Raw genomic sequence first — 18,741 nt, 5'->3', positions numbered from 1 at the left:
CCGAAGCCTAAGCAGCACTACATATCGCCGTCGTATGCAAAACGTGTGCACACCGGACACGAGACTCAGCCTGCCGGTGCCGGTGCCGGTGCCGGTGCCGGTGCCGGTGCCGGCACGGGGCGAGGCTGGTCCGACGGCGCTTCCGCCGTAGCGCGCCACCAGCGGCGCGACGCCAGCGCGGCCAGCACGGCGCCGGCGGCGTTGACCAGTACGTCGTCCACGGAGGACACCCGGTCCAGCCGCAGGACGTACTGTGCCGTTTCGACCAGGACCGAGCAGCCCGCCCCGAGCGCCAGGATCCGCGGCACGGACGCCAGCGCCGCGAACCGCATCGGGGCGAAGAACCCCAGCGCCGCGAAGACCAGCAGGTTGCCGACGATCCCGAGCGGTCCCATCGTGAGCAGGTCCCGCAGCGGTACCAGGCTCACCCGGCCGGGGACGATGCCGGCCCCGGCGCCCGGCATCATGGTCATCCATACGAACGGCACCGTCCCGTGGACCATGCCCACCTCGGCCAGCGACATCCGCCACGCCCATGTGACGCCGGCGGCACGCCGACGGCACGCCAGAGCCCACACCGCCAGCGCGGCCAACGGCAGCGCGACCAATGTCATGAGCACCACACCGTTGAACGTATCGAAGCAGCCGTGCCACCGCCCGGCCATGCACCTCGGAGCGGACATCATGAGCGGCCCCCGCACGACGAACAAGGCGCTCGCCATGGCGAGGACCGCCAGGCTGAGGAGCACGATCCTGCGCGTGCGGCGGGGCGGTGCTGACAGGGATGCGGTGTGGTTCATGCCCCCATTGGAGACGGAGGGCCGTTGCGGTGGCGTATGCGATTTTCGATACGCCCGCGATACACGGAATCCCCGGCATCAGGGAACTGGCGCAAGCTGGCATGGAGATGGTCCCGCCGCTGGTGATCGCGCCGGCCCAGCTACCGCGGGTGCTGGACGACTCGTCCGTGAACATCGCACTGCCGAGCATCCAGGACGAGCTCGCCGTCACGTTCGCACATCTGCCCTGGTCTGAGGATCGTTGCAGCTGGGCTGAACCGCCACCGTGATCAATATGAGCGCCTCACCACTCGCACCCGACTCCCTTCCGTGGTGCGAGAGTGAGCGTGGAGTTGCCAGAGGGGCCATCTATGACACTCAGCCACACCAGGTGTGACTTGGAGACGCTCTCATGTGGTGCCAGTCAGGTCCCTTGACACGAGTAGGGCGAGCTGGTGCAACCGCTGGTAGTACTGGGTTCCTGCAGGGTCGTTGATCTCAGGGACGAATTGATCCAGGTCCTCGATGCAGCTCTGCAGGATGCGGCTGTTCTCCGGGTCGAGAGTGCCGCCGTTGTTCAGCCACGCAACAACGCAGCCAGCGGTGTACAAGTCAAGCAACCACACGTCTGTGCCTCCGCCCTTGGCACGCCGTAGGCCGGCGGGAAAGGGCGCATAGCGGTGCTCATGCCAGAGACGGGCTGCGTTCTGCATCTGTTCAGATGATGTGCTCACCTGCACCATGTTGCCGCAGACGATGTGCCGAGCTGGTGTTCACGTCTTCAGGCGGCGGTAGCAAATGAGGTTGCAGGCGATGGCGGTGAAGGCGAGGAAGTGTTCGGCCTTGCGTTCGCAGCGGCGGTGTAGGCGGCGACAGCCGGCGAGCCAGGACATGGTGCGCTCGACGGCCCAGCGGTGCCGGCCCAGTCGGGTGGAGGATTCGATGCCTCTGCGGGCGATGCATGAACTTGTCCGCCGTTTGACACTCACGCCAAGCGCCTCAGCCGGCGTTGTACGAAGCCGTCCGGCGCCCGCGGTCTGAGTACGGCGCCCGCCCGCGAGGTGAGTATCCGGACGGCTGTGCGCGGCTCGCTGTACGCGTTGGATAGGGGCATGAACACACCTGCTCCGTCTGCAACGTCCCCGGTGCGGGTGGCTCGAGACAAGGACCGCTCCCGGTTCTGGTCGGGCCTGTCCGCCGCCTTGTTCCCGGGAGCGGTCCTGGCGGCCGTCGTGCTGCTCCTGTCCTCCGTGCGGGTGTCGGGCTGTGTGACGTACGGGGTGCAGTGCACCAGGGGGCTTCCCGGGTGGTTGTTCGTCTGGAGTGCCGGCCTCGGCGCCGTGGCGTTCGTGGTTGCCCTGGCCGCTCCGGCCCTGCGCGTGCGGCAGGCGGCGCTCGGCGTCCAGCTCCTCGCGGAATGCACGGCGCTGCTGGTGATCCTCAGCTACTACGCATGACCTGCCGCGCCTCGGCGACGGCGCCGCCGGGCAGCCGCAACGGAGGCGGCGCATCCGGCCCGGAACGGGGCGAGTGCGCCCCCCCTGTACCGGCACGGCGGCCGACGTGCCGTCACAAACCCTTGTGCGCCCCCTGCTGAGGAAAACGCCCGTGAGGGAACCCCCTCTTCTTGCCCCCTGTCATCCGGGAAGCATCACTGGATAGACATGCATATACATCTCATTCACGGCATGCGTGCGACCTATATTGCGTCGTGTGATCCAGTTACGTGGGCTTACCAAGCGGTACGGGGACAAGACCGCAGTCGACCACCTGACGTTCACCGTGCGCCCCGGCGCGGTGACCGGCTTCCTGGGCCCGAACGGCGCGGGCAAGACGACGACCATGCGCATGATGCTGGACCTGGACCGGCCGACCGGTGGCAGCGTCAGCATCGGCGGGAAGCGCTACAGCGATCTGCGCGAGCCGATGAAGCAGATCGGCGCACTGCTGGACGCGAAGGCCCTGCACCCCGCCCGCACCGCCTACCACCATCTGCTGTGGCTGGCGCGGTCCAACAGGATCCCGGACCGCAGGGTCGGAGAGATCCTGGAGACAGTCGGACTCACCGACGTGGCACATCAGCGTGCGGGTGCCTTCTCGCTCGGTATGGGTCAGCGGCTCGGCATCGCCGCCGCGCTGCTCGGTGACCCCGAGACGCTCGTGCTCGACGAGCCCGTCAACGGACTCGACCCCGACGGCATCCTCTGGATCCGCAATCTGATGAAGCAACTGGCGGCCCAGGGTCGTACGGTCTTCGTTTCCAGCCACCTCATGAGCGAGATGGCGTTGACGGCCGACCACCTGATCGTCATCGGCCGCGGTCGGCTGCTGGCCGACACGTCCACGGCGGACTTCATCGAGAACAACTCCCGTTCCGTCGTACGGCTGCGCACCACCCAGCCAGAGCGGCTGCTCGACGTCCTCGCCGGCGAGGGGATCGCGCCGGTCCTCACCGGGGACGGGGCCTTCGAGATCCAGGACGGCAACGTTGAGGCGCTCGGCGAACTCGCCGCCGCCCACCGGATCGCGCTGCTCGAGATCGGCTCGCAGCGCGCCTCGCTGGAGGAGGCGTTCATGCGGCTCACCGCGGGTTCGCTCGAGTACCAGGCCGGCGGCACCGTGGACGCCGACCTCGCCGTCTCCAGGACCCCGTCCCCGGAACAGGCGCCGGCCCTGATCCGCTCCCGCACCGGGAAGGAGTCATGACCATGGCCGCAACCACTGCCGTCCTCTGGGCGGAGTGGACGAAGATCCGGACCGTCAGTTCATCGATGTGGACGCTGACGGCCGCGTTCTTCTCGACCATCGGCCTCGGTGCGCTCCTGAGCGTCATCCTGGGCGGCGAGTTCGACACCCTCGGCGCCGCGGAGCAGGCCGCCTTCGACCCGGTGATGACCAGCTTCATCGGCATGGGCCTCGGTCAGCTCGCGATGATCACCTTCGGCGTCCTGGTGGTCACCAGCGAGTACGGCACGGGGATGATCCGCACCACGCTCGCCGCCGTGCCGCAGCGCGGCCTGCTGTACTGCGCCAAGGCCGCGGCCGCCGCCGTACCGGGCCTGGCCGTGGGCATGGCCACCAGCGTCGCGACGTTCTTTGTCGGCCAGGTGCTCCTCGGTGACCACGGCGCCTCCCTCGGCGACCCCGGCGTGCTGCGGGCGGTCACCGGAGCCGGGGTGTACCTGACGCTCATGCTGCTGTTCGCAGTCGGCGTCGCCACGATGCTGCGCAAGGCGGTGCTCTCCCTCAGCGTCCTGATGGCCTACTTCTTCATGATCGCGCCGATCTTCAACTTCGTGCCCGCGACCAGGAAGGTCGGCTACTTCTTTCCCGACCAGGCGGGCACGAGCGTCATGCAGGTGGTGCAGCAGGCGGACGGGCCGCCGTACGGCCCGTGGGCAGGGCTCGGCATCATGGCGCTGTGGGCCGCGGCCTCCCTGGCCGGCGGCTACTTCGCGCTCAAGCGCAACGACGCCTGACGACCGAAGACCGCCCGACCAGCGCCAGCGCAGGTCGGAGGGCCTTCGGTCGGCCGCGGTCTCCTCGGGGGCGGCGGCGGGCAGCGTGGCCGGGTGGGTGGTGTGAGGGGAGATGGCCGGCCCCGCCTGTGAACTCCCCGGCCCGGTAAAGCGTCATCCGCCTCCAGCGGTTCGCGACGTCGGGCTCGGTGTAGCGCACCACCCATCCACGCCGGCACCGCAAACCGATGGGCTCAGTTCGCCGGCAACAGTTGGTCCGACGGTTCTGGGGGCCGGTGCGGTCTCCGTAGGGGATGCGGTCGAGTTGGGCAGTCGTTGTCCCACCGGAAGAGGGTGTCCGCTCCGGCTCCACAGGCGTGCTCCCACTCGTCGGAGCTCCGGTCGACCCGGAGGCTGACATGCGCGCAGCCTGCCTGGAACCCCTTGTGCCCCCGCCCCGTTCTGGCAGCGGCAGGTGGCGTCGGGCGCGCGGCGGCGAGGGGACTCGCCGAGTGCGTCGTACGTGGCGCGGGAGTCACACCCCGGCTCGCAGACATTACGGGCGGGTTCGGTGGTGGCGACGAACAGCCTCGTGCGCTCAAGGCTTCCCGAGAGGTCATCGAGCCAGTCAAGGGAGGAGCGCACGGGCACCACCCTGAACTGCGTGTCCGGGAGGATCTGCGCCCACACGTAGTCTTCGGGCCTCAGACGGATACAGACCAGCTGATGGCCTGAGGGGCGATCACCTGCCTGACCTCTTCGAGATGGGCATGTACCGAGGGCCTGAACTGGAACAACTGGCCGAACAGCGCCCTGAATGGCGCGTAGTGGCTGGTGTGGTACTTGAAGTAGCCGACGAGGTTGAGCTGATCCGCGGGAGGCCTCGCCCTAACATTGGCCCATGTCCAATGTGCCGTCACGGGTCGAACTGTGCCCGCTCACCCTCGCCGACCAGGATGAGTTCTGCTCGCTCGTGAGGGCCAGCACCGAGCTCCATTTTCCGTGGATGCAGCTGCCCGCGACCGCGGAGGAGTTCCAGGTCTGGATGCGCCGCTTCAGCGACGGCACCAACCGGGGCTTTGTGATCCGCGTTCAGGAGACCGGTGCAGCTGCCGGCATGGTCAACATCAACTCGATCATCCGGGGCCGTTACCAGGGCGCCTCCCTCGGCTATGCGGCTTTCGTCCCGTCTGCGGGGCGGGGTTACATGGCCGAAGGGCTCACCGTCGCCCTGCAGCACGCCTTCGACGACCTGCGGCTCCACCGGCTGGAGGCGAACATTCAGCCGGCAAACAAGGCGTCCTTGGCCTTGGTCCAGCGCCTGGGCTTTCGTTACGAAGGTCTGTCGCCCGCCTATCTCTATATCGACGGGGCCTGGCGCGACCACGAACGTTGGGCCATCGCCGCACCATCTCCCTGGACGCCCGATCCTTCCCTTCCCGAGGTCTAGGCATTTCTTCCCGCCCCTACCTCCGCAGGCGCGGCATCACCTGCACGATCCCGGAGAGGACCGACCAGATCCGCCACCGCCAGAACCGGGCCAGCCGAGGCGGGCGGCCACCCAAGTTCTGCAAGATCGACTACCGCGGTTGGCACGAGAGCCGTAGGCCTTGCCGGCCCGGACCCATCGGGCTCGGTACGCGGTGATTCATGCGGGGTCGGTGTAGCGGATCGAGGCCAGGGGCCCGGTCACGTTCACGGGACGGCGGCACTATCGGTGGCGAGGCATCTACGGACCGCTGCTGGTCCCGTCTGGGGGGTGCCGGGATTGGCCCGAGCCAGGCGGTTCCAGGCTTGATGGGTGCGGCTCTGCGGCGTGCCGCGGGCGGGGATGCAGACCGGGACCGGGGCCGAGGGGCGGGCCGGCCAGGGGGGTGGGTGAGAGGTCGGCAGGCTCTTCACCCGGCTCCAGGAGTGTGTCGGCGGCGCCGACGATGAGGGGGTCGGGGCCGCCAACCGCCGCTTCGTCCTTCCGGTCGTAGTCGATGCGCCACAAAAGGCTGCGCATCGCCTCCAGCCGGCCGCGCCGCTTGTCGTTGCTCTTGACCACCGTCCATGGCGCGGCGCCGGTGTCGGTCGCACGGAACATCGCGACCTTCGCGCTGGTGTACGCGTCCCACAGGTCCAACGAGGCCACGTCCGTGGGCGACAGCTTCCACTGCCGCACCGGATCGACCTGGCGGATCGCGAAGCGGGTGCGCTGCTCGGCGCGGGAGACCGAGAACCAGAACTTCACCAGCAGGATCCCGTCCTCCACGAGCATCGCTTCGAAGGCCGGACACTGCCGCAGGAACAGCTCGTACTGCTCCTGGGAGCAAAAACCCATGACCTTCTCGACGCCGGCGCGGTTGTACCAGGAACGGTCGAAGAAAACGATCTCACCGGCTGCCGGCAGATGTGCGACGTACCGCTGGAAGTACCACTGTCCTGCCTCCCGCTCGGTCGGCTTGTCCAGAGCGACGATCCGTGCCCCACGGGGGTTGAGCCGCTCGGTGAACCGCTGGATCGTGCCGCCCTTGCCCGCCGCGTCCCTGCCCTCGCAGATCACCACCAGCCGGGCTCTGGTGTCCTTGGCCCAGCGTTGCAGCTTCAAAAGCTCGATCTGCAGGATCCGCTTGGTGCGTTCGTACTCCGCCCGCCTGATCTTGCGGTCGTACGGGTAATTCTCCTGCCACGTGCGGATCGGAGCGCCGGACGAGTCCAGCAGCACGGGCTGCTCCGGCCGGCGGTCATCCACACTCAGTCCCGCCAGCAGAGCCGCGGCCTCTGCCCGTGGGGCCTCCTCGCCTTTCATGCCGCGCCCCTACCCATGTCACACGCCCGGATGCCCGCGACCGCCATGGCAGGGTGTGGGGCCATGCCGCGGATTCCATGGCCCGGCGCGGTCTTCCCGGCAGGCGGCGACCGAGAGGGAGGACCCAGGGCGACGCGGGCCGCCGAGCAGGGCCGTGTCCGTCTACGCAAGGGACCGACAGACGTACGGGTCAGATCGCGGTGCCCGTTTCATCGGCCAGTGCTTGCAGCAGGCGGTCCTGGAACGCTTGGTCGTGGACCGCTCGATGCGGTTGCTGCTGCTGGCGGTGATACCAGTACCCACCGGTCGTCAGGGCCTGGGGATCGTCGCTCGTCGCCAGCCACTCCTGCGTCAGGTGGCCGAGTTCGAGATCGTCCGGCGCGTTCGGGCCTCCCATTTTCGTCGGTACCCAGCCGGGATCCACGGCGTTGCTCAGCACCCCGGGGCGCAGGCGGGCCACGGCGGCCGCGAGCGCCGTGACGAACAGCTTGCTGTCCGCGTACGAGCCGGCGTGCTCGCCCCGCCAGTCGATGCCGGCAAGAGAGGGGTGGGGGTGTCCGCCGAAATGTGAGCCGCTGCTCAGGTACACCAGGCGGCGGGGTTCGAGCAGCAGGGCCGTGAGCAGGTACGGCGCGATGATGTTGACCGGCATGACCGCTGGGCCGCTCCACACGCCGGCGTTGTGAATGACCGCGTCGAGCGGCTTCGCGTCGTTCAGCTCCTCGGCGATGCGCCGTACGGCGTCGCGGTCCGTGAAGTCGCCCACCACGATGCCTGCTCCTCGGTCCAGCAATGGGCCGAGGCTCGCCGCGCGCTCCGGGTTCCGGGCGTGCACCACCACCTCGTGTCCCGCGGACAGCAGCGAGTGCGCTGCGGCGCGTCCCAGGCCGTCGGCGGAACCCGTCACCAGAATCCTGCTGGTCGTGTGATTCACGAGGTCTCCTCATCGAGGCAGGAGGTGTCACTACGTGCGACGTGCGACGTGCGACGTGGGGCGGATGTGGCGGATGTGCAGTCCGCATCCTGGCACGAGCCGGACAGCCGCGCGTCGCACGGACCAGGGAGTCGTATCTGTTCTGCCCGAGGGGGGCAGGTCTCCAGGCGACGGACACCGGGATCTGTCAGGAACCCCTGCGGGGTCTTCCGGGCGCGGGAGGCGTGGAGGCCGGTGGGCGGGGTAGCCGGCCGATGCTCTGCCTGCTCTACATGGGTTGTCGAGGTGCGGGGACTGGTACTCGGGGTGGTAAGTGGTGCTCGGGGCACAAGGGCAGGGCGGGTACTGGAGCGGGCCTGTCCGGTGCGGGGCCGCGTCGGCGGCAGGCTCATACTCGATGATCGTTGCGAGGTACTCAGCTGGTGGCCGTTGTGCAGGTGCGCTGGAGAAGGTCGGAAGGGTTGATGGGGGATATGAGCGAAGCGGATCAGGCGGGGATGCCGGAGGTGGTGGACAGCCCCGCTCTGCGGGCTCAGCCGTCCGGCGGGCTGGCGCAGTGGATGCTGCGCCACCGGGTGCAGCCGGTGGGGCCGGCTGCAGACGAGGGGCACGCCGAGCCGCACGCGTGGTGGAAGGTGATGTGCCTGACCGGCGTCGACTACTTCTCCAGCCTCGCCTACGTCCCGGCGATCGCCGCCCTGGCCGCCGGGGCGGTCTCGCCGTTGGCGACGCTGCTGATCGTGGCGCTGACCCTGCTGGGGATGCTGCCGATGTACCGGCGGGTGGCGAAGGAGAGCCCGCACGGCGCCGGGTCGGTGGCGATGCTCGAGGACCTGCTGCCGTTCTGGTGGGGCAAGCTGTTCGTGCTGGTCCTGCTCGGCTTCGTGGCCACCTCGTGGATCATCACGATCACCCTCTCCACCGCGGACGCCTCCGTCCACGTGGTGGAGAACCCCTTCTTCCCCGCCGCCCTGCACGGCCACGAGGTCGCCCTCACGGTTGCGCTGCTGCTGGTACTCGGAGGGGTATTCCTGCTCGGGTTCAGCGAAGCTGTCAGCGTGGCCATCCCCCTGGTCGCCGTCTTCCTCGCACTCAACGCGGTCGTCATCGGCATCGGCCTCGTCCACGTCTTCACCACCCCGGGAGCCTGGTCGGCGTGGACCGACGCCCTCGCCGAGGGCGGAGGCGGCTTCGGCGACCTGATGGGCCCGGCGCTGCTGGCCTTCCCCCTGCTGGTGCTGGGCCTTTCGGGCTTCGAGACCGGCGTGAGCATGATGCCGCTCGTCGCCGCCGAGGGCGCCGACGCGGAGCAGCGGCTGCGCTCGCGGATCCGCAACACCCGAAGGCTGCTGACCACCGCCGCTCTCATCATGAGCGTGTACCTGCTGTCCGCGAGTTTCGTCACCACCCTCCTCATTCCCCACGAGGAGTTCGAACCCGGCGGCGCGGCCAACGGCCGCGCGCTGGCGTGGCTGGCCCACGAGCACGTGGGAGAGGCGTTCGGCACTGTCTACGACATCAGCACGATCCTGATCCTGTGGTTCGCCGGCGCGTCCGCCATGGCGGGACTGGTCAACATCGTCCCCCGCTACCTGCCCGACTACGGCATGGCCCCCGAATGGGGACGCGCCGTCCGCCCGGTCGTCATCGTTTACACCGCCCTGTGCATCCTGATCACGATCGCCTTCGACGCCGACGTTGACGCACAGGCCGGCGCCTACGCCACCGGCATCCTGGCCATGATGGTCTCCGGCGCCTTCGCCGTCACCGTCTCCGTCGCACGCCACCGCAAGCGCGCCACCACCGTCGGATTCGCCGCGCTCACCGCGGTCTTGCTCTACGCCCTGGTAGCGAACATCATCGACAAGCCCGACGGCATCGTCATCTCCGGGTTCTTCATCGCCGGGATCATCCTCGTATCGCTCATTTCCCGCGTCTCACGCACCACCGAACTGCGCGCCGACCGCATCGTCTTCGACAGCGACGCCCGCCGATTCATCAACGAAACCCTCGCCCACGACAACGCAATCAACATCATCGCCAACCGCCGCCAGGCCGGCGACGTCGACGAGTACAGCGCCAAAGAACGCGAACAGCGCGGCGTCAACCCGGTGCCAGGACCTGCCGATGTGCTGTTCCTCGAGATCGACGTGGTCGACCCCTCGGACTTCAGCGACACCCTCGCCGTCCACGGCGTCGAGGTGGACGGCTACCGGATCCTACGCGCCGACGCGCCGGCCGCACCGAACGCCATCGCCGCCATCCTGCTGGCCATGCGCGACGCCACCGGCGTCCAGCCTCACTGCTACTTCGCCTGGGCCGAAGGCAGTCCGCTGGTGCACATGGTCCGCTACTTCCTCCTGGGCCGCGGTGACACCGCGCCGGTCACCCGCGAGATCATCCGCAGCCACGAACCCGACCCTGCCCGCCGCCCCGGCATCCACGTCGGCGGCTGACACTGCGGCCGTAGGCAGTCACTTCCGAGGATGCTGGGAGGGGAAGACGGAGAGGGGGCGATCGGGAGGAGGACCCGGGGTGACGTTGCGGCCGCCGGTGGAGCCGGTGCCGGCGCAGGCTGTGGCGTCGGTGCCGGGCCCCGGCGGGCTGGCGTATTTGAGCAGAAGTTCGACGGCTACCGGGCGCTCCTGTTCACCCCCACCGGGCTGGCGGCCAGCTGCTGGTGCAGACCCGGCGGGGCTCGATGGTTCAGGACCGCTTCCCCGCTGCCGCCGGCGGCCGCAGCGCGCGTGGGCTCGCAACGTCCCTGCCCGCGTTCTTCATCGCCTTCGACATCCTGCAGCAGGACATGACCGAGCTGCTGAACTGCCCCTACCGCAACGTGACCGCGGTCGATCCCGGACACCCATGGACGGGCCTGCGGCTCGCATCGTCCTGGACGTGACCCTTGTTCGCCCCGAGCTCGCCGCGGAGAGCAGCGCCGACACCGCCGTCGACCAGGGAGGCGTCCACCGCCACCCGGTCCGCTTCACACGGCTGCGCTTGGACGCGGGCGTGGATGACGTCCCAGGTTCGGGGCGGGCCCGGCCGCAGCGGCGGGTTGCGTACCGCCAGGGCCGGAACAACAACGCCCGCCACCCCGACGTTCTCGCAGCCCAACGTCGGGAACGCGCCCGCAGCCCGCAGCGAGAGACACATCCGCTGGGGGGCCGCCCCGGCACCGCCCCAGCACCGCCGCAGATTGAAGCGGCCTGCGGCGGCCTGCCAGGCAGCCGGGAACCGATCCGGCGATCAGCTGACGTGGGCGGCGATGGTTCGCGCACACAGCAGGGACTCGGTATGCGTCGTGTCCACCTCCAGGTCGTAGAGCACCCCCTCGTGCACCACATCCGCCTGCGACGCGGCCATCCCCGGGATGCGATCTCCCCGTGCGACCTCACGGCCTGCGGCGACCGCACTCTCACACCTGACGCCGACCCACAGCACGGCCGATCCACCAAGAGCCTTCTGCCAGCGCTGCTGGGACGCCGCCCCGCCGAGGAAGACGTCATCGATGATGACCCTGGCGCCAGCACGGGCCATCGCCACGACGCCTTCCATCCAGGCTGTCTCCAGCGCCCGGAAGTCCGCGCCGACGCTCACCCCGCCGTCCGTGTCGAACTCGATCCCCTCGTCCGACGTCTGCATCTTCGCGGGCATCGCGTCGATGAGCGCATCGACCCCGAACGCCAGCCACGGATCCGGCAGTACGGCCTGCAGACACCGCACGATCCCGGACTTCCCCGAACTGGAACCACCGTTGAGAATGATCATCTGAGTCGTCACCGCGCCACGGTAGGGCGCTTCCCGCATGGGGCGAAACGATTTTCGGCACACGCTGCTCTGCTGCCACAACCAGGTGTACGGTCCCGGTGGACTTCGGCCTCCTCTTGGCAATCACGAACGAGCCGCCTGGCGCCTTGGACGCTGCCGAGACCCGAACCGGATCCGTGCGCGAACGCTGGTGAACCAGTCCATGGCAGACGACGAGTACCCGCGACTACGTACTGGCCGACCGCCTCGCCATGACACCTGATGACCAGCCGTGGCCCACTGCGCAGCCGTCCTGATCGCGGCTTCACGGAATGCCGGGCATGGCGGGCGGACTGCAGGCGGTCGCGAACCACATGAACTCGGCGATCCTCCAGTGCTGTGACCGGGAAGGTTCGCCGGGTCGGCGGCGGCAGTGCTCGGACGGCCTGGAGTCGGTAGTACGGAAGGAATTGAGCGGTGGCGGAACCGGTCAAAGCACTAGGCTCCCGGCATGTCTGGTCCGACGCTGGTGATCGAGTTGGCGGAGCCCGTCCCCCCGGCCGCACTGCGGGAGCTCCGCGCGCTGATGACGGGGCTCTCCTCCCACTTCGAGGAGAAGCGTCCCGGGTACTTCGACGTCAACGTGCCCGCTGAGCGACTGGGCGTCGAGGACCGGCGAGAGGAGGACTGGCGAAAGCCGTTCCCGCTTCCCCTCCTTGGCAACACCCCAGTGGATGAGGATCTCGCGGCTCTGGTGGGATTCAATCCGCAGCGCGAGGACTGGCGTCGGCCCTTCCTGGTCTACCTGATGGGCCCGGGTGTCGGTGACGAGGACATCTTCGAGGCCGAGCACGAGGACGAGCCCGAGGTGGAGGCCGTCCTCGGCTTCAGGCCGACCCATGCCGTCAACGTCAGCGCCTGCTGCAATGGTGGGATCGACCACGTGGCCACAGCGTTGCTGACCGCCGCCGTCATGGACGTCATCGGAGGTGTGGCCAAGGCCGAGCTGCTGGACGGACAGGCGTCGGCCGTCGCTGGCCTTCGGGGAGTGCTGGGGATCACGGACGACGGCTGGCCGATGGTGCTGGGCACGGCGGAGTTCCTGCGGGCCTGGGTCGGGCAGCCCGGCTTCCGGCTGGTCAAGTAGCGCAGGCGGATCCGCGGCGGGAGTGATGCTGTGACCGGGAGCGTTCGCCAGGTTGCCTGATCATGCGGCGAGAGCGGGCCGACTGTGCAGTGGTTGGCGACACTCGTCTGCACTGGACTCGAATGCCATCGTTCCTGGTCGGAAGGGCCGCTGCTGGCGGGGTTAGGCTGATCGCATGACTGTGCTCGTGTACGAAGACTTCGGTACCGGACGCCACCGCGAGGCCTCCCTGATCCGGCATGCTCTCGGCAGCATCCACGACGAGGAGCTCGTTGCCGGCCTGGCCGGGGGGATCGGCTTCATGTACTTCGTCTTCGAGTACAAGGGCCGACTGCCCATCGTCACGATTGTGGCCCAGGCCCATCCCGAGCCTTGGGTGCAGGTCGCGCTCGGCCGCCTGGGGATTCCGTACGACGCCACGCGCGCGACGAAGCCCCGCTGGGGCCGGGTCCGTGCCGCGCTCGACGAGGGGCAGCCCGCCTTCTGCGTGGTCGACCGCTCCGCTCTGCCCTGGCATGAGGCCGACCCGGACGCCGAGATGACCGGCGCCGACGCGTACACCGTTGTCATCGCCGGGTACGACGGCGACGACCTGCTGATCGAGGACGGTGCCGATACCCCCTACCGGATCGACCGCGAGGAGTTCGGTGCTGCCTGGACCGCACACCGCAAGGGCCGCCACCAGCTGATCGTGCCCACCGGGCCGGCCGAGGGGGAGCCGGACGTGGCAGGGGCGATCGCCTCCACCGTCATGCACCTCACCGGGCCGGTTCTGGGGAACAAGTTCGACGTGAACTTCGGCTTCACCGGGATGGAGAAGCTCGCCGCACAGCTGCGAGACAGCACCACCAAGGCGGGTTGGGAGCGACGGTTCGGCAGCTCGCCCGAGGCCTTCCAGGCCGGCACAGGGCGGCTGCATGCCTGCCTGGAGGAGGAGTGGACCGCGCCGGGCGCGACCCGGCCGCTGTACGCGGACTTCCTCGACCTCGTCGGGCGCCCGGAGGCCGCCGGACTCTTCAGAGAGTCCGCCCGGCACTGGTCGGAGCTGGCCGTGCTCGCCCGGGACACCGCCCCGGATGCCGGTGCCCAGGAGCGGCGAGCGCTCTTCGACGGGTGTGCGGAGCGTGTGGACCGCTGCCTGGACCTGGAGCGGCAGGCGGTGCGGGCGCTGCAGAATTAGTGCCCGCCGCGTGGTCCTACCGGGCGCCGTCCTCCCCGAACGTGCGGTGAGCGAGGTTTCTCAGCGTATGGGCAGCTGGTCGACCTGGTCGACCTGGTCGGCGAAAGGGCAGTTGTCAGAGGTGGTGGCGTTCGCGTGACACCATCCGTGCATGCGATGGATGGCGGATGGGGTCACGCCAGTGCCTCGGATGGTGCTGGTGCACGATGTTGAGACGGAGGACGGTTATGCCTTCGTGCTCGACGCACCGCTCTTCCTGATGGCTGGCGAGCGGCTCGGCATCCAGCACCAGCAGCTCGTTGTAGAGCGACAGAGCGGGGAGCGGGCTCATCCTGGCGGATCTTGGGAGACACGCTGCGGGACGGTCGGCATGCCAGGTCGTTGAGCACCTTCACCCTCAGCCCGCGTCGAATCGGAGACTGTCTGCCACAGGGGTACGCCTGTGCGGTACATCCACAGGCTGGAGTCGAGCTGTTGGCGCTCATGCACCACGTCGGGCGGGTACGTGAGTCCCAGAACGGAGACCACGCTGACGACTGCCAGACGGATTCACTTCCCCGGTTCGGCCCGTCATCCACTACTCCTACACTCCCCGGTCCTCCATTCTCGCCTGCTGCCACCGGCACCGAACGCTCCAACAGGCGGAGTAGACCAACGAAGTGCTCTCCATCAGGTCGTAGTTCCTGGCTCACAAGGTGAGCACAGGCCGGGTCGAAAAGTCCTCGCAGAGGTCCTCTCCGTCCGGGCCGTAGACGAACTCGACCATCGAGGGATTGCGGTTGGCCGTGGCCAGGGGCAGCCACGCCAGCATGTGGCCGTAGCCGCCGCACACCGACTCGCCGCCGTCGCCGCCGTGGATCGCGGTGGTGTCGCTCGTCAACTCCGTGCGGTAGGTGTCGTAGGCGATGCGCAGGCCAAAGGCGTTCAGCTGGTTCTGGGGGCCGGTGCGGTCTCCGTAGGGGATGCGGTCGAGTGGGCAGTCGTTGCCCCACCGGAAGAGGGTGTCCGCTCCGGCTCCACAGGCGTGCTCCCACTCGTCGGAGCTCGGTATCCGCAGGCCACGAGCCGCGAGAGCAGCCGGCATGTCAGCAGGAAGTTCGGTCAGGTTCTCGTCCTCCACCGCCATGAGTACAGTCGCCAGGACGACGCTCCGGCGCGGGCTGAGCACCTCTGCGAGGTGCGCCCGCAGGTCAGGACCGTAGCCGAAGCCTTGCTCCAGGCTCTCGGCGTAGTCGGCGGTCTGCTCGGGCGTCGGCTGCCAGGTGTCGAGGTCGAAGCCCAGGGACACTGGGCCTCCGGGTATCAGAGCAAATTCCTGCCCGTCCCGCTCGATCCGGACGCGGTGCAGCGGGGCACCCAGGTGATCGACGGTCTCGACGTCGGTCACACGGCCATGCACCAGGGCGGCGGCTTCATGGGCGAGGCGATGTGCAGTCGTCGACTCGAAGGACCGCCACTGGTCGAGCGTGAGATCAGCAAGGGACATGGCCGCAGTGTTGCACGCGGGTCTGACACAGCCTGGGCCCACCGAGCTTCGGACACCGGGCATCTCGACACACCGGCGCGGGACCTCACACGCCGCAAGCCGCACCCACGGTTCGGGGCGGGGCCGGCAGTGGCGGGGGAGGCCTGAGTAGGCGCCGTGCCTCAGGTCCTCCCGATGGGGATCGCGGTGACCGCGCTCCCGCTCGCGGTCGAGGACCGCGCCGGGTACCAGCGCATGAGCTTCAAGCACTGGAACGCGGGCGCGAACCCGTCGGACGGCTGCAACACCCGGCCTATCTCTATGCTTCGTGCCATGGCTGACCTGTTCTGGCAACGTACGTGGGGGACGTTGACTGTGCGTGCTGAGAGGCGCATGAGTCACAGGGACGGTGTGTACGCACGCTGGACCATGCCGACGGTCGGCGCCTGAGCCGCCTCCGCTTAGGATGTCGGCGAACGCGGCACGCTCAAGATGTCGCGGCACTTTGGAAGAAGCACCCATGGACGACGTCGTCGCCCACATTCACGCGAAGCTGTCGGCAGCATGCTCGGAGCCGGTCCCTCGTCCACGGAGCTTCGTGCGAGCACCTGGCGGCCGACGGCTGGGCCCCCCGCTCAGCGAACAGCGCGTGGCCGCCTTTGAGTCCGTGCACGGCATCCGCCTTCCCTCCGCGTATCGCACCTTCCTGCGCGAGGTCGGCAACGGCGGTATAGGTCCCGACTACGGCCTTCTGCCGCTGACGCGCTGGAAAGTGCGCGACATTCCCGACGCCCGCCAGCAACTGGGGCGGACTTTCCCGCTGGATCCGACCGGCTGTGTACCTGAGGAGTGGGCGCGTCTCCGTGCTGATCAGGCTGATCCGTACGCGGGCACCCATGCTGTCGTCCACCGGGGCTGCCTGGAGATGACATTGCTGGTCATGACCGGGCCCGCCCGAGGCCGACTCCTGGACGCCGACCTCGGAGACGTGGCCACGCCACCGACGTTCCTCCCTCAGCCGGACTTCCTCAGCTGGTACGAGCACTGGCTCGACGGTCTGCCGGAGTGCGGGCTTGCCCCCGATTTCCGCGGCCAACACCAAGGCAGCCATGAGGAGCTCATCGACCACCTGACAGGCTCGGACTCCGCCTGCGAGAGAGGTACTGCCGCCTACACCCTGGGCGGTCGTCATCCACTTTCCAGTCGTGCCCGAGACGCGCTGCTCGCGGCCCTCGCCGACGATCCCGACCGTGGAGTCCGTATGGACGCAGCGAAGACTCTGGCGGATCTGTACAGCGGGGCAGCCGAAGCACTTGCGCAGGCACTGAGAGATCCGGATCACTGGGTCAGACGACGAGCCATGGTCTATCTGCTGCAGGTCACCGACGACGAGCCTGCCTACGGCTCCGCAGCCCGCGCGCTCCTGAACGACGAGAACCTGAACGTCAGGCTGGCAGCGGCCGACCTCCTCGGCCGTGCCGGATGGGCCTCATAGAGGTCGATGCGGGGGCACGGCCGGATGGGAGGGCGATGCCCGGCGGCTGGCAACGTGACAGCCCTGGACCTCTCCGTATTCCCCGCGCGCTACCACCCTGCTACCTTCGCAGTATGAGTAGCTCGAAGAAGCAGACACAGCTTCGGCTGGAGCCCGACGTACTGGCCGCTGGGAAGGACGCGGCGGCTGCCCGGGGTCTGGACTTCAACCAGTACGTACAGCGACTGATCACCGAGGACACCACCGGCGCCCGGGCAGCCGGTATGGCAGCCGCCCAGCGGCTCCTCGACGCGCACGGCGGTTTCCTGGCGGACCTGGAGGACGAGCTCGACGCCCGGCACGTCCCCGCGACGCGCAACGGCAGGGGCGCCGCTGCGTGAGCATGTCCCTGCACGTCGACCTCACCTGGATCCTGGAAGTCGCCGAACGCGCCGGCCACCGCGATCCCGCCCCCGAAGATCTGGGCGTCCCCATCGCCGCCGTCGCCCGGCACCGGGCTGAACTCCTGGAGCAGCCCGTCTACGGCGGCCCCTACGCCCGTGCCGCCGCTCTCGTCCACACGCTGGGTCGTTGCCGCTGGCTGGAGCGCTCGAACCTCACCGTCGCCTGCGCGGCCGCGGTGATGTACCTGACCGCCAGTGGCATTCCCGTCGATCCCACACGCGACCAGCTCACCGCTCTCGCCCACGAGCTGTACGACCCCCGCGTGACGGTCAGCCGGATCGCGGAGCTTCTGCGGACCTGGGCGTAGAGACGCGCTCGCAGCGCCCCGTGGGCCGCGCCCGTTGCTGTCTCCAACGGCCGCAGCCCTACCGTCACACCCACTCCACGCCCAGCTCGGCGAGGGCGGCCCGCTGCTCATGGGCGAGTCTGGCGCGGCGGGTTTTGGCGTTGGTGGTCCACACGCCGAGCTTCACCGGCACGGGAGCGGCTTCGCCCTCCACGGGGACCTCCTCTGCGTGTCCGCGGAGGACGCGGTGGTGACCTTCGCGGGCGATGTGCTACGCGAGGGCTGCTACTCACGAGACCGCGTCGACTGGCTCGGGGTGGTTCGACTTGACCTGCGCCACGGCAACAGACATGAACCCGGCGACGGTATCGGCCTCTGCCTGGGTCAGCGTGAAGACGCTGCTGATGACGACGAGCGAACTCCCCGCGCGTACAACAGTCGCGTCAGCGCGTTGCGAGGTACCCGTGGTGCTCGTCGTCACCATCGCCTGGATGACGAGGCTCTCATCTCCGAGCCGGGGACCTTCGGCGACGGCGAAACTGGAGGTCTCGGCGGGCTCCCATGACGCGTGTGGCAGGTCCACGCTCCGGCACCGACCTACCAGGTTTCGCATGTCCTGCATCGCCTGGTGCGCGCCGTCGCCCGGGAACGAGTAGAGCGTCTCCAGGCCGGTGATGACGCCGTTCCCAACGGAGTGTCCGCCGCTGAACATGGCTGTTGCGGACGCCGACCATGCCGTCGTACTCGCGTCCACAACAGTCTGCCCGTCGAGAAGGCCCGCGCAGGACGGCGGTGTTGTTGACGCGCCCGAGGCTCCCTTCGGCTTCTCATCCTTGGGGTCCGCCACGGAGGTCCAGCCGCCCGGCAAGACTGCGGGCAGGAGGTGTGTTCGCAGCTCAGCAGCCGACAGCGGTTGCAGCTCAGCAGCCGGCATCGGTTGTTGAGGCTTTGTCGAGCCTCCGCAAGCTGTGACCGACGCGAGCATTACAAGTCCAGCCACGCACCGGAT

General features: G+C 68.7%; 21 protein-coding genes and 2 pseudogenes. 12 read left to right on the top strand and 11 right to left on the bottom strand.

The annotated features are described in order from the left end of the window. Window positions 1-65 precede the first annotated feature (65 nt). Entirely contained in the window at window positions 66-800 is a 735-nt protein-coding gene (locus tag ACGFYQ_RS35140) for a VanZ family protein (protein WP_393750267.1), read from the bottom strand. 29 nt (window positions 801-829) lie between these two features. Between ACGFYQ_RS35140 and ACGFYQ_RS35135 the strand changes: the two genes are divergently transcribed. Further along, on the top strand, window positions 830-1,069 hold the full coding sequence (locus tag ACGFYQ_RS35135) for a hypothetical protein (RefSeq protein WP_393750266.1): 240 nt from the start codon (window positions 830-832) through the stop codon (window positions 1,067-1,069). A 120-nt stretch (window positions 1,070-1,189) separates the two neighbouring features. On the opposite strand, the gene ACGFYQ_RS35130 is transcribed toward ACGFYQ_RS35135, so the two are convergent. Next, the gene (locus ACGFYQ_RS35130) at window positions 1,190-1,513 is read right to left on the bottom strand and encodes a hypothetical protein (RefSeq protein ID WP_393750265.1); all 324 of its coding nucleotides are present in this window, start codon (window positions 1,511-1,513) and stop codon (window positions 1,190-1,192) included. Between the two features lie 39 nt (window positions 1,514-1,552). Next, a pseudogene (locus tag ACGFYQ_RS35125) lies at window positions 1,553-1,738 on the bottom strand (transposase); the annotation flags it as partial. 186 nt (window positions 1,739-1,924) lie between these two features. Here ACGFYQ_RS35125 and ACGFYQ_RS35120 point away from each other — a divergent pair. The 3 genes from ACGFYQ_RS35120 to ACGFYQ_RS35110 all read left to right on the top strand — a co-directional run bounded on the left by ACGFYQ_RS35120 (window position 1,925) and on the right by ACGFYQ_RS35110 (window position 4,258). Further along, a complete protein-coding gene (locus ACGFYQ_RS35120) occupies window positions 1,925-2,236 on the top strand; it encodes a hypothetical protein (protein ID WP_393750264.1) in 312 nt (103 codons plus the stop codon). Window positions 2,237-2,492: 256 nt separating this feature from the next. Continuing rightward, window positions 2,493-3,485: an ATP-binding cassette domain-containing protein gene (locus ACGFYQ_RS35115; RefSeq protein WP_393750263.1), complete on the top strand. Its 993-nt coding sequence runs from the start codon at window positions 2,493-2,495 to the stop codon at window positions 3,483-3,485. Continuing rightward, window positions 3,482-4,258 (top strand): ABC transporter permease, encoded by a 777-nt coding sequence (locus ACGFYQ_RS35110; protein ID WP_393750262.1) that lies wholly within the window; start codon window positions 3,482-3,484, stop codon window positions 4,256-4,258. The genes ACGFYQ_RS35115 and ACGFYQ_RS35110 overlap by 4 nt, the downstream gene beginning before the upstream one ends. On the opposite strand, the pseudogene ACGFYQ_RS35105 reads toward ACGFYQ_RS35110, so the two are convergent. Then, window positions 4,239-4,635 (bottom strand): annotated as a pseudogene (locus ACGFYQ_RS35105) (hypothetical protein); the annotation flags it as partial. The gene ACGFYQ_RS35110 and the pseudogene ACGFYQ_RS35105 overlap by 20 nt on opposite strands. 503 nt (window positions 4,636-5,138) lie before the next feature. On the opposite strand from ACGFYQ_RS35105, the gene ACGFYQ_RS35100 reads away from it, so the two are divergent. After that, complete coding sequence (locus tag ACGFYQ_RS35100) at window positions 5,139-5,687, top strand: GNAT family N-acetyltransferase (protein WP_393750261.1); 549 nt, start codon at window positions 5,139-5,141, stop codon at window positions 5,685-5,687. A 279-nt stretch (window positions 5,688-5,966) separates the two neighbouring features. Here the strand turns inward: ACGFYQ_RS35100 and ppk2 are convergent, their stop codons facing one another. Both ppk2 and ACGFYQ_RS35090 read right to left on the bottom strand, forming a co-directional pair. Then, window positions 5,967-7,031 carry a polyphosphate kinase 2 gene (ppk2, locus tag ACGFYQ_RS35095; protein ID WP_393750260.1) on the bottom strand — a complete coding sequence of 355 codons (1,065 nt, stop codon included), beginning with the start codon at window positions 7,029-7,031 and terminating at the stop codon, window positions 5,967-5,969. A 190-nt stretch (window positions 7,032-7,221) separates the two neighbouring features. After that, window positions 7,222-7,965 (bottom strand): SDR family NAD(P)-dependent oxidoreductase, encoded by a 744-nt coding sequence (locus ACGFYQ_RS35090; protein WP_393750259.1) that lies wholly within the window; start codon window positions 7,963-7,965, stop codon window positions 7,222-7,224. A 497-nt stretch (window positions 7,966-8,462) separates the two neighbouring features. Between ACGFYQ_RS35090 and ACGFYQ_RS35085 the strand changes: the two genes are divergently transcribed. Together ACGFYQ_RS35085 and ACGFYQ_RS35080 are read left to right on the top strand one after the other, a co-directional pair. Then, the gene (locus ACGFYQ_RS35085) at window positions 8,463-10,421 is read left to right on the top strand and encodes an amino acid transporter (RefSeq protein ID WP_393750338.1); all 1,959 of its coding nucleotides are present in this window, start codon (window positions 8,463-8,465) and stop codon (window positions 10,419-10,421) included. Between the two features lie 245 nt (window positions 10,422-10,666). Then, window positions 10,667-10,867, top strand: coding sequence for a hypothetical protein (locus ACGFYQ_RS35080; RefSeq protein ID WP_393750258.1), 201 nt, complete (start codon window positions 10,667-10,669; stop codon window positions 10,865-10,867). A gap of 347 nt (window positions 10,868-11,214) precedes the next feature. Here ACGFYQ_RS35080 and cpt read toward each other — a convergent pair whose 3' ends face one another. After that, window positions 11,215-11,736, bottom strand: coding sequence for a chloramphenicol phosphotransferase CPT (cpt, locus tag ACGFYQ_RS35075; protein ID WP_393750337.1), 522 nt, complete (start codon window positions 11,734-11,736; stop codon window positions 11,215-11,217). A 490-nt stretch (window positions 11,737-12,226) separates the two neighbouring features. Between cpt and ACGFYQ_RS35070 the strand changes: the two genes are divergently transcribed. Both ACGFYQ_RS35070 and ACGFYQ_RS35065 read left to right on the top strand, forming a co-directional pair. Further along, the gene (locus tag ACGFYQ_RS35070; RefSeq protein WP_393750257.1) at window positions 12,227-12,862 is read left to right on the top strand and encodes a DUF6368 family protein; all 636 of its coding nucleotides are present in this window, start codon (window positions 12,227-12,229) and stop codon (window positions 12,860-12,862) included. 175 nt (window positions 12,863-13,037) lie between these two features. After that, window positions 13,038-14,042 (top strand): BtrH N-terminal domain-containing protein, encoded by a 1,005-nt coding sequence (locus ACGFYQ_RS35065; RefSeq protein ID WP_393750256.1) that lies wholly within the window; start codon window positions 13,038-13,040, stop codon window positions 14,040-14,042. Between the two features lie 115 nt (window positions 14,043-14,157). On the opposite strand, the gene ACGFYQ_RS35060 is transcribed toward ACGFYQ_RS35065, so the two are convergent. Together ACGFYQ_RS35060 and ACGFYQ_RS35055 are read right to left on the bottom strand one after the other, a co-directional pair. Further along, window positions 14,158-14,373 carry a hypothetical protein gene (locus tag ACGFYQ_RS35060; protein WP_393750255.1) on the bottom strand — a complete coding sequence of 72 codons (216 nt, stop codon included), beginning with the start codon at window positions 14,371-14,373 and terminating at the stop codon, window positions 14,158-14,160. A gap of 357 nt (window positions 14,374-14,730) precedes the next feature. Beyond that, window positions 14,731-15,528: a hypothetical protein gene (locus ACGFYQ_RS35055; RefSeq protein ID WP_393750254.1), complete on the bottom strand. Its 798-nt coding sequence runs from the start codon at window positions 15,526-15,528 to the stop codon at window positions 14,731-14,733. A gap of 499 nt (window positions 15,529-16,027) precedes the next feature. Here ACGFYQ_RS35055 and ACGFYQ_RS35050 point away from each other — a divergent pair, with 499 nt between their 5' ends. The 3 genes from ACGFYQ_RS35050 (at window position 16,028) to ACGFYQ_RS35040 (ending at window position 17,753) form a co-directional block, all read left to right on the top strand. Continuing rightward, on the top strand, window positions 16,028-17,002 hold the full coding sequence (locus tag ACGFYQ_RS35050) for a HEAT repeat domain-containing protein (protein ID WP_393750253.1): 975 nt from the start codon (window positions 16,028-16,030) through the stop codon (window positions 17,000-17,002). Between the two features lie 113 nt (window positions 17,003-17,115). Continuing rightward, complete coding sequence (locus tag ACGFYQ_RS35045) at window positions 17,116-17,382, top strand: hypothetical protein (protein ID WP_393750252.1); 267 nt, start codon at window positions 17,116-17,118, stop codon at window positions 17,380-17,382. A 2-nt stretch (window positions 17,383-17,384) separates the two neighbouring features. Further along, window positions 17,385-17,753 carry a fic family toxin-antitoxin system, toxin component gene (locus ACGFYQ_RS35040; RefSeq protein WP_393750336.1) on the top strand — a complete coding sequence of 123 codons (369 nt, stop codon included), beginning with the start codon at window positions 17,385-17,387 and terminating at the stop codon, window positions 17,751-17,753. A gap of 64 nt (window positions 17,754-17,817) precedes the next feature. Here the strand turns inward: ACGFYQ_RS35040 and ACGFYQ_RS35035 are convergent, their stop codons facing one another. Together ACGFYQ_RS35035 and ACGFYQ_RS35030 are read right to left on the bottom strand one after the other, a co-directional pair. Next, window positions 17,818-17,946 (bottom strand): hypothetical protein, encoded by a 129-nt coding sequence (locus tag ACGFYQ_RS35035; RefSeq protein WP_393750251.1) that lies wholly within the window; start codon window positions 17,944-17,946, stop codon window positions 17,818-17,820. 75 nt (window positions 17,947-18,021) lie between these two features. Then, entirely contained in the window at window positions 18,022-18,666 is a 645-nt protein-coding gene (locus ACGFYQ_RS35030) for a hypothetical protein (RefSeq protein ID WP_393750250.1), read from the bottom strand. Window positions 18,667-18,741 lie beyond the last annotated feature (75 nt).

Source organism: Streptomyces sp. NPDC048258 (genome assembly GCF_043201995.1).
Classification (GTDB): Bacteria; Actinomycetota; Actinomycetes; order Streptomycetales; family Streptomycetaceae; genus Streptomyces.
Note: the sequence above shows the minus strand (reverse complement) of the source record. Positions and strands in the feature narration are given on the sequence as shown.

Coding starts and splice junctions, on each gene's coding strand:
- ACGFYQ_RS35140 (WP_393750267.1), bottom strand. CDS start 800: ATGAACCACACCGCATCCCTGTCAGCACCGCCCCGCCGCACGCGCAGG.
- ACGFYQ_RS35110 (WP_393750262.1), top strand. CDS start 3,482: ATGACCATGGCCGCAACCACTGCCGTCCTCTGGGCGGAGTGGACGAAG.
- ACGFYQ_RS35100 (WP_393750261.1), top strand. CDS start 5,139: ATGTCCAATGTGCCGTCACGGGTCGAACTGTGCCCGCTCACCCTCGCC.
- ppk2 (WP_393750260.1), bottom strand. CDS start 7,031: ATGAAAGGCGAGGAGGCCCCACGGGCAGAGGCCGCGGCTCTGCTGGCG.
- ACGFYQ_RS35085 (WP_393750338.1), top strand. CDS start 8,463: ATGCCGGAGGTGGTGGACAGCCCCGCTCTGCGGGCTCAGCCGTCCGGC.
- ACGFYQ_RS35080 (WP_393750258.1), top strand. CDS start 10,667: ATGGTTCAGGACCGCTTCCCCGCTGCCGCCGGCGGCCGCAGCGCGCGT.
- cpt (WP_393750337.1), bottom strand. CDS start 11,736: ATGATCATTCTCAACGGTGGTTCCAGTTCGGGGAAGTCCGGGATCGTG.
- ACGFYQ_RS35070 (WP_393750257.1), top strand. CDS start 12,227: ATGTCTGGTCCGACGCTGGTGATCGAGTTGGCGGAGCCCGTCCCCCCG.
- ACGFYQ_RS35065 (WP_393750256.1), top strand. CDS start 13,038: ATGACTGTGCTCGTGTACGAAGACTTCGGTACCGGACGCCACCGCGAG.
- ACGFYQ_RS35060 (WP_393750255.1), bottom strand. CDS start 14,373: ATGAGCCCGCTCCCCGCTCTGTCGCTCTACAACGAGCTGCTGGTGCTG.
- ACGFYQ_RS35055 (WP_393750254.1), bottom strand. CDS start 15,528: ATGTCCCTTGCTGATCTCACGCTCGACCAGTGGCGGTCCTTCGAGTCG.
- ACGFYQ_RS35050 (WP_393750253.1), top strand. CDS start 16,028: ATGGACGACGTCGTCGCCCACATTCACGCGAAGCTGTCGGCAGCATGC.
- ACGFYQ_RS35045 (WP_393750252.1), top strand. CDS start 17,116: ATGAGTAGCTCGAAGAAGCAGACACAGCTTCGGCTGGAGCCCGACGTA.
- ACGFYQ_RS35040 (WP_393750336.1), top strand. CDS start 17,385: ATGTCCCTGCACGTCGACCTCACCTGGATCCTGGAAGTCGCCGAACGC.
- ACGFYQ_RS35030 (WP_393750250.1), bottom strand. CDS start 18,666: ATGCCGGCTGCTGAGCTGCAACCGCTGTCGGCTGCTGAGCTGCGAACA.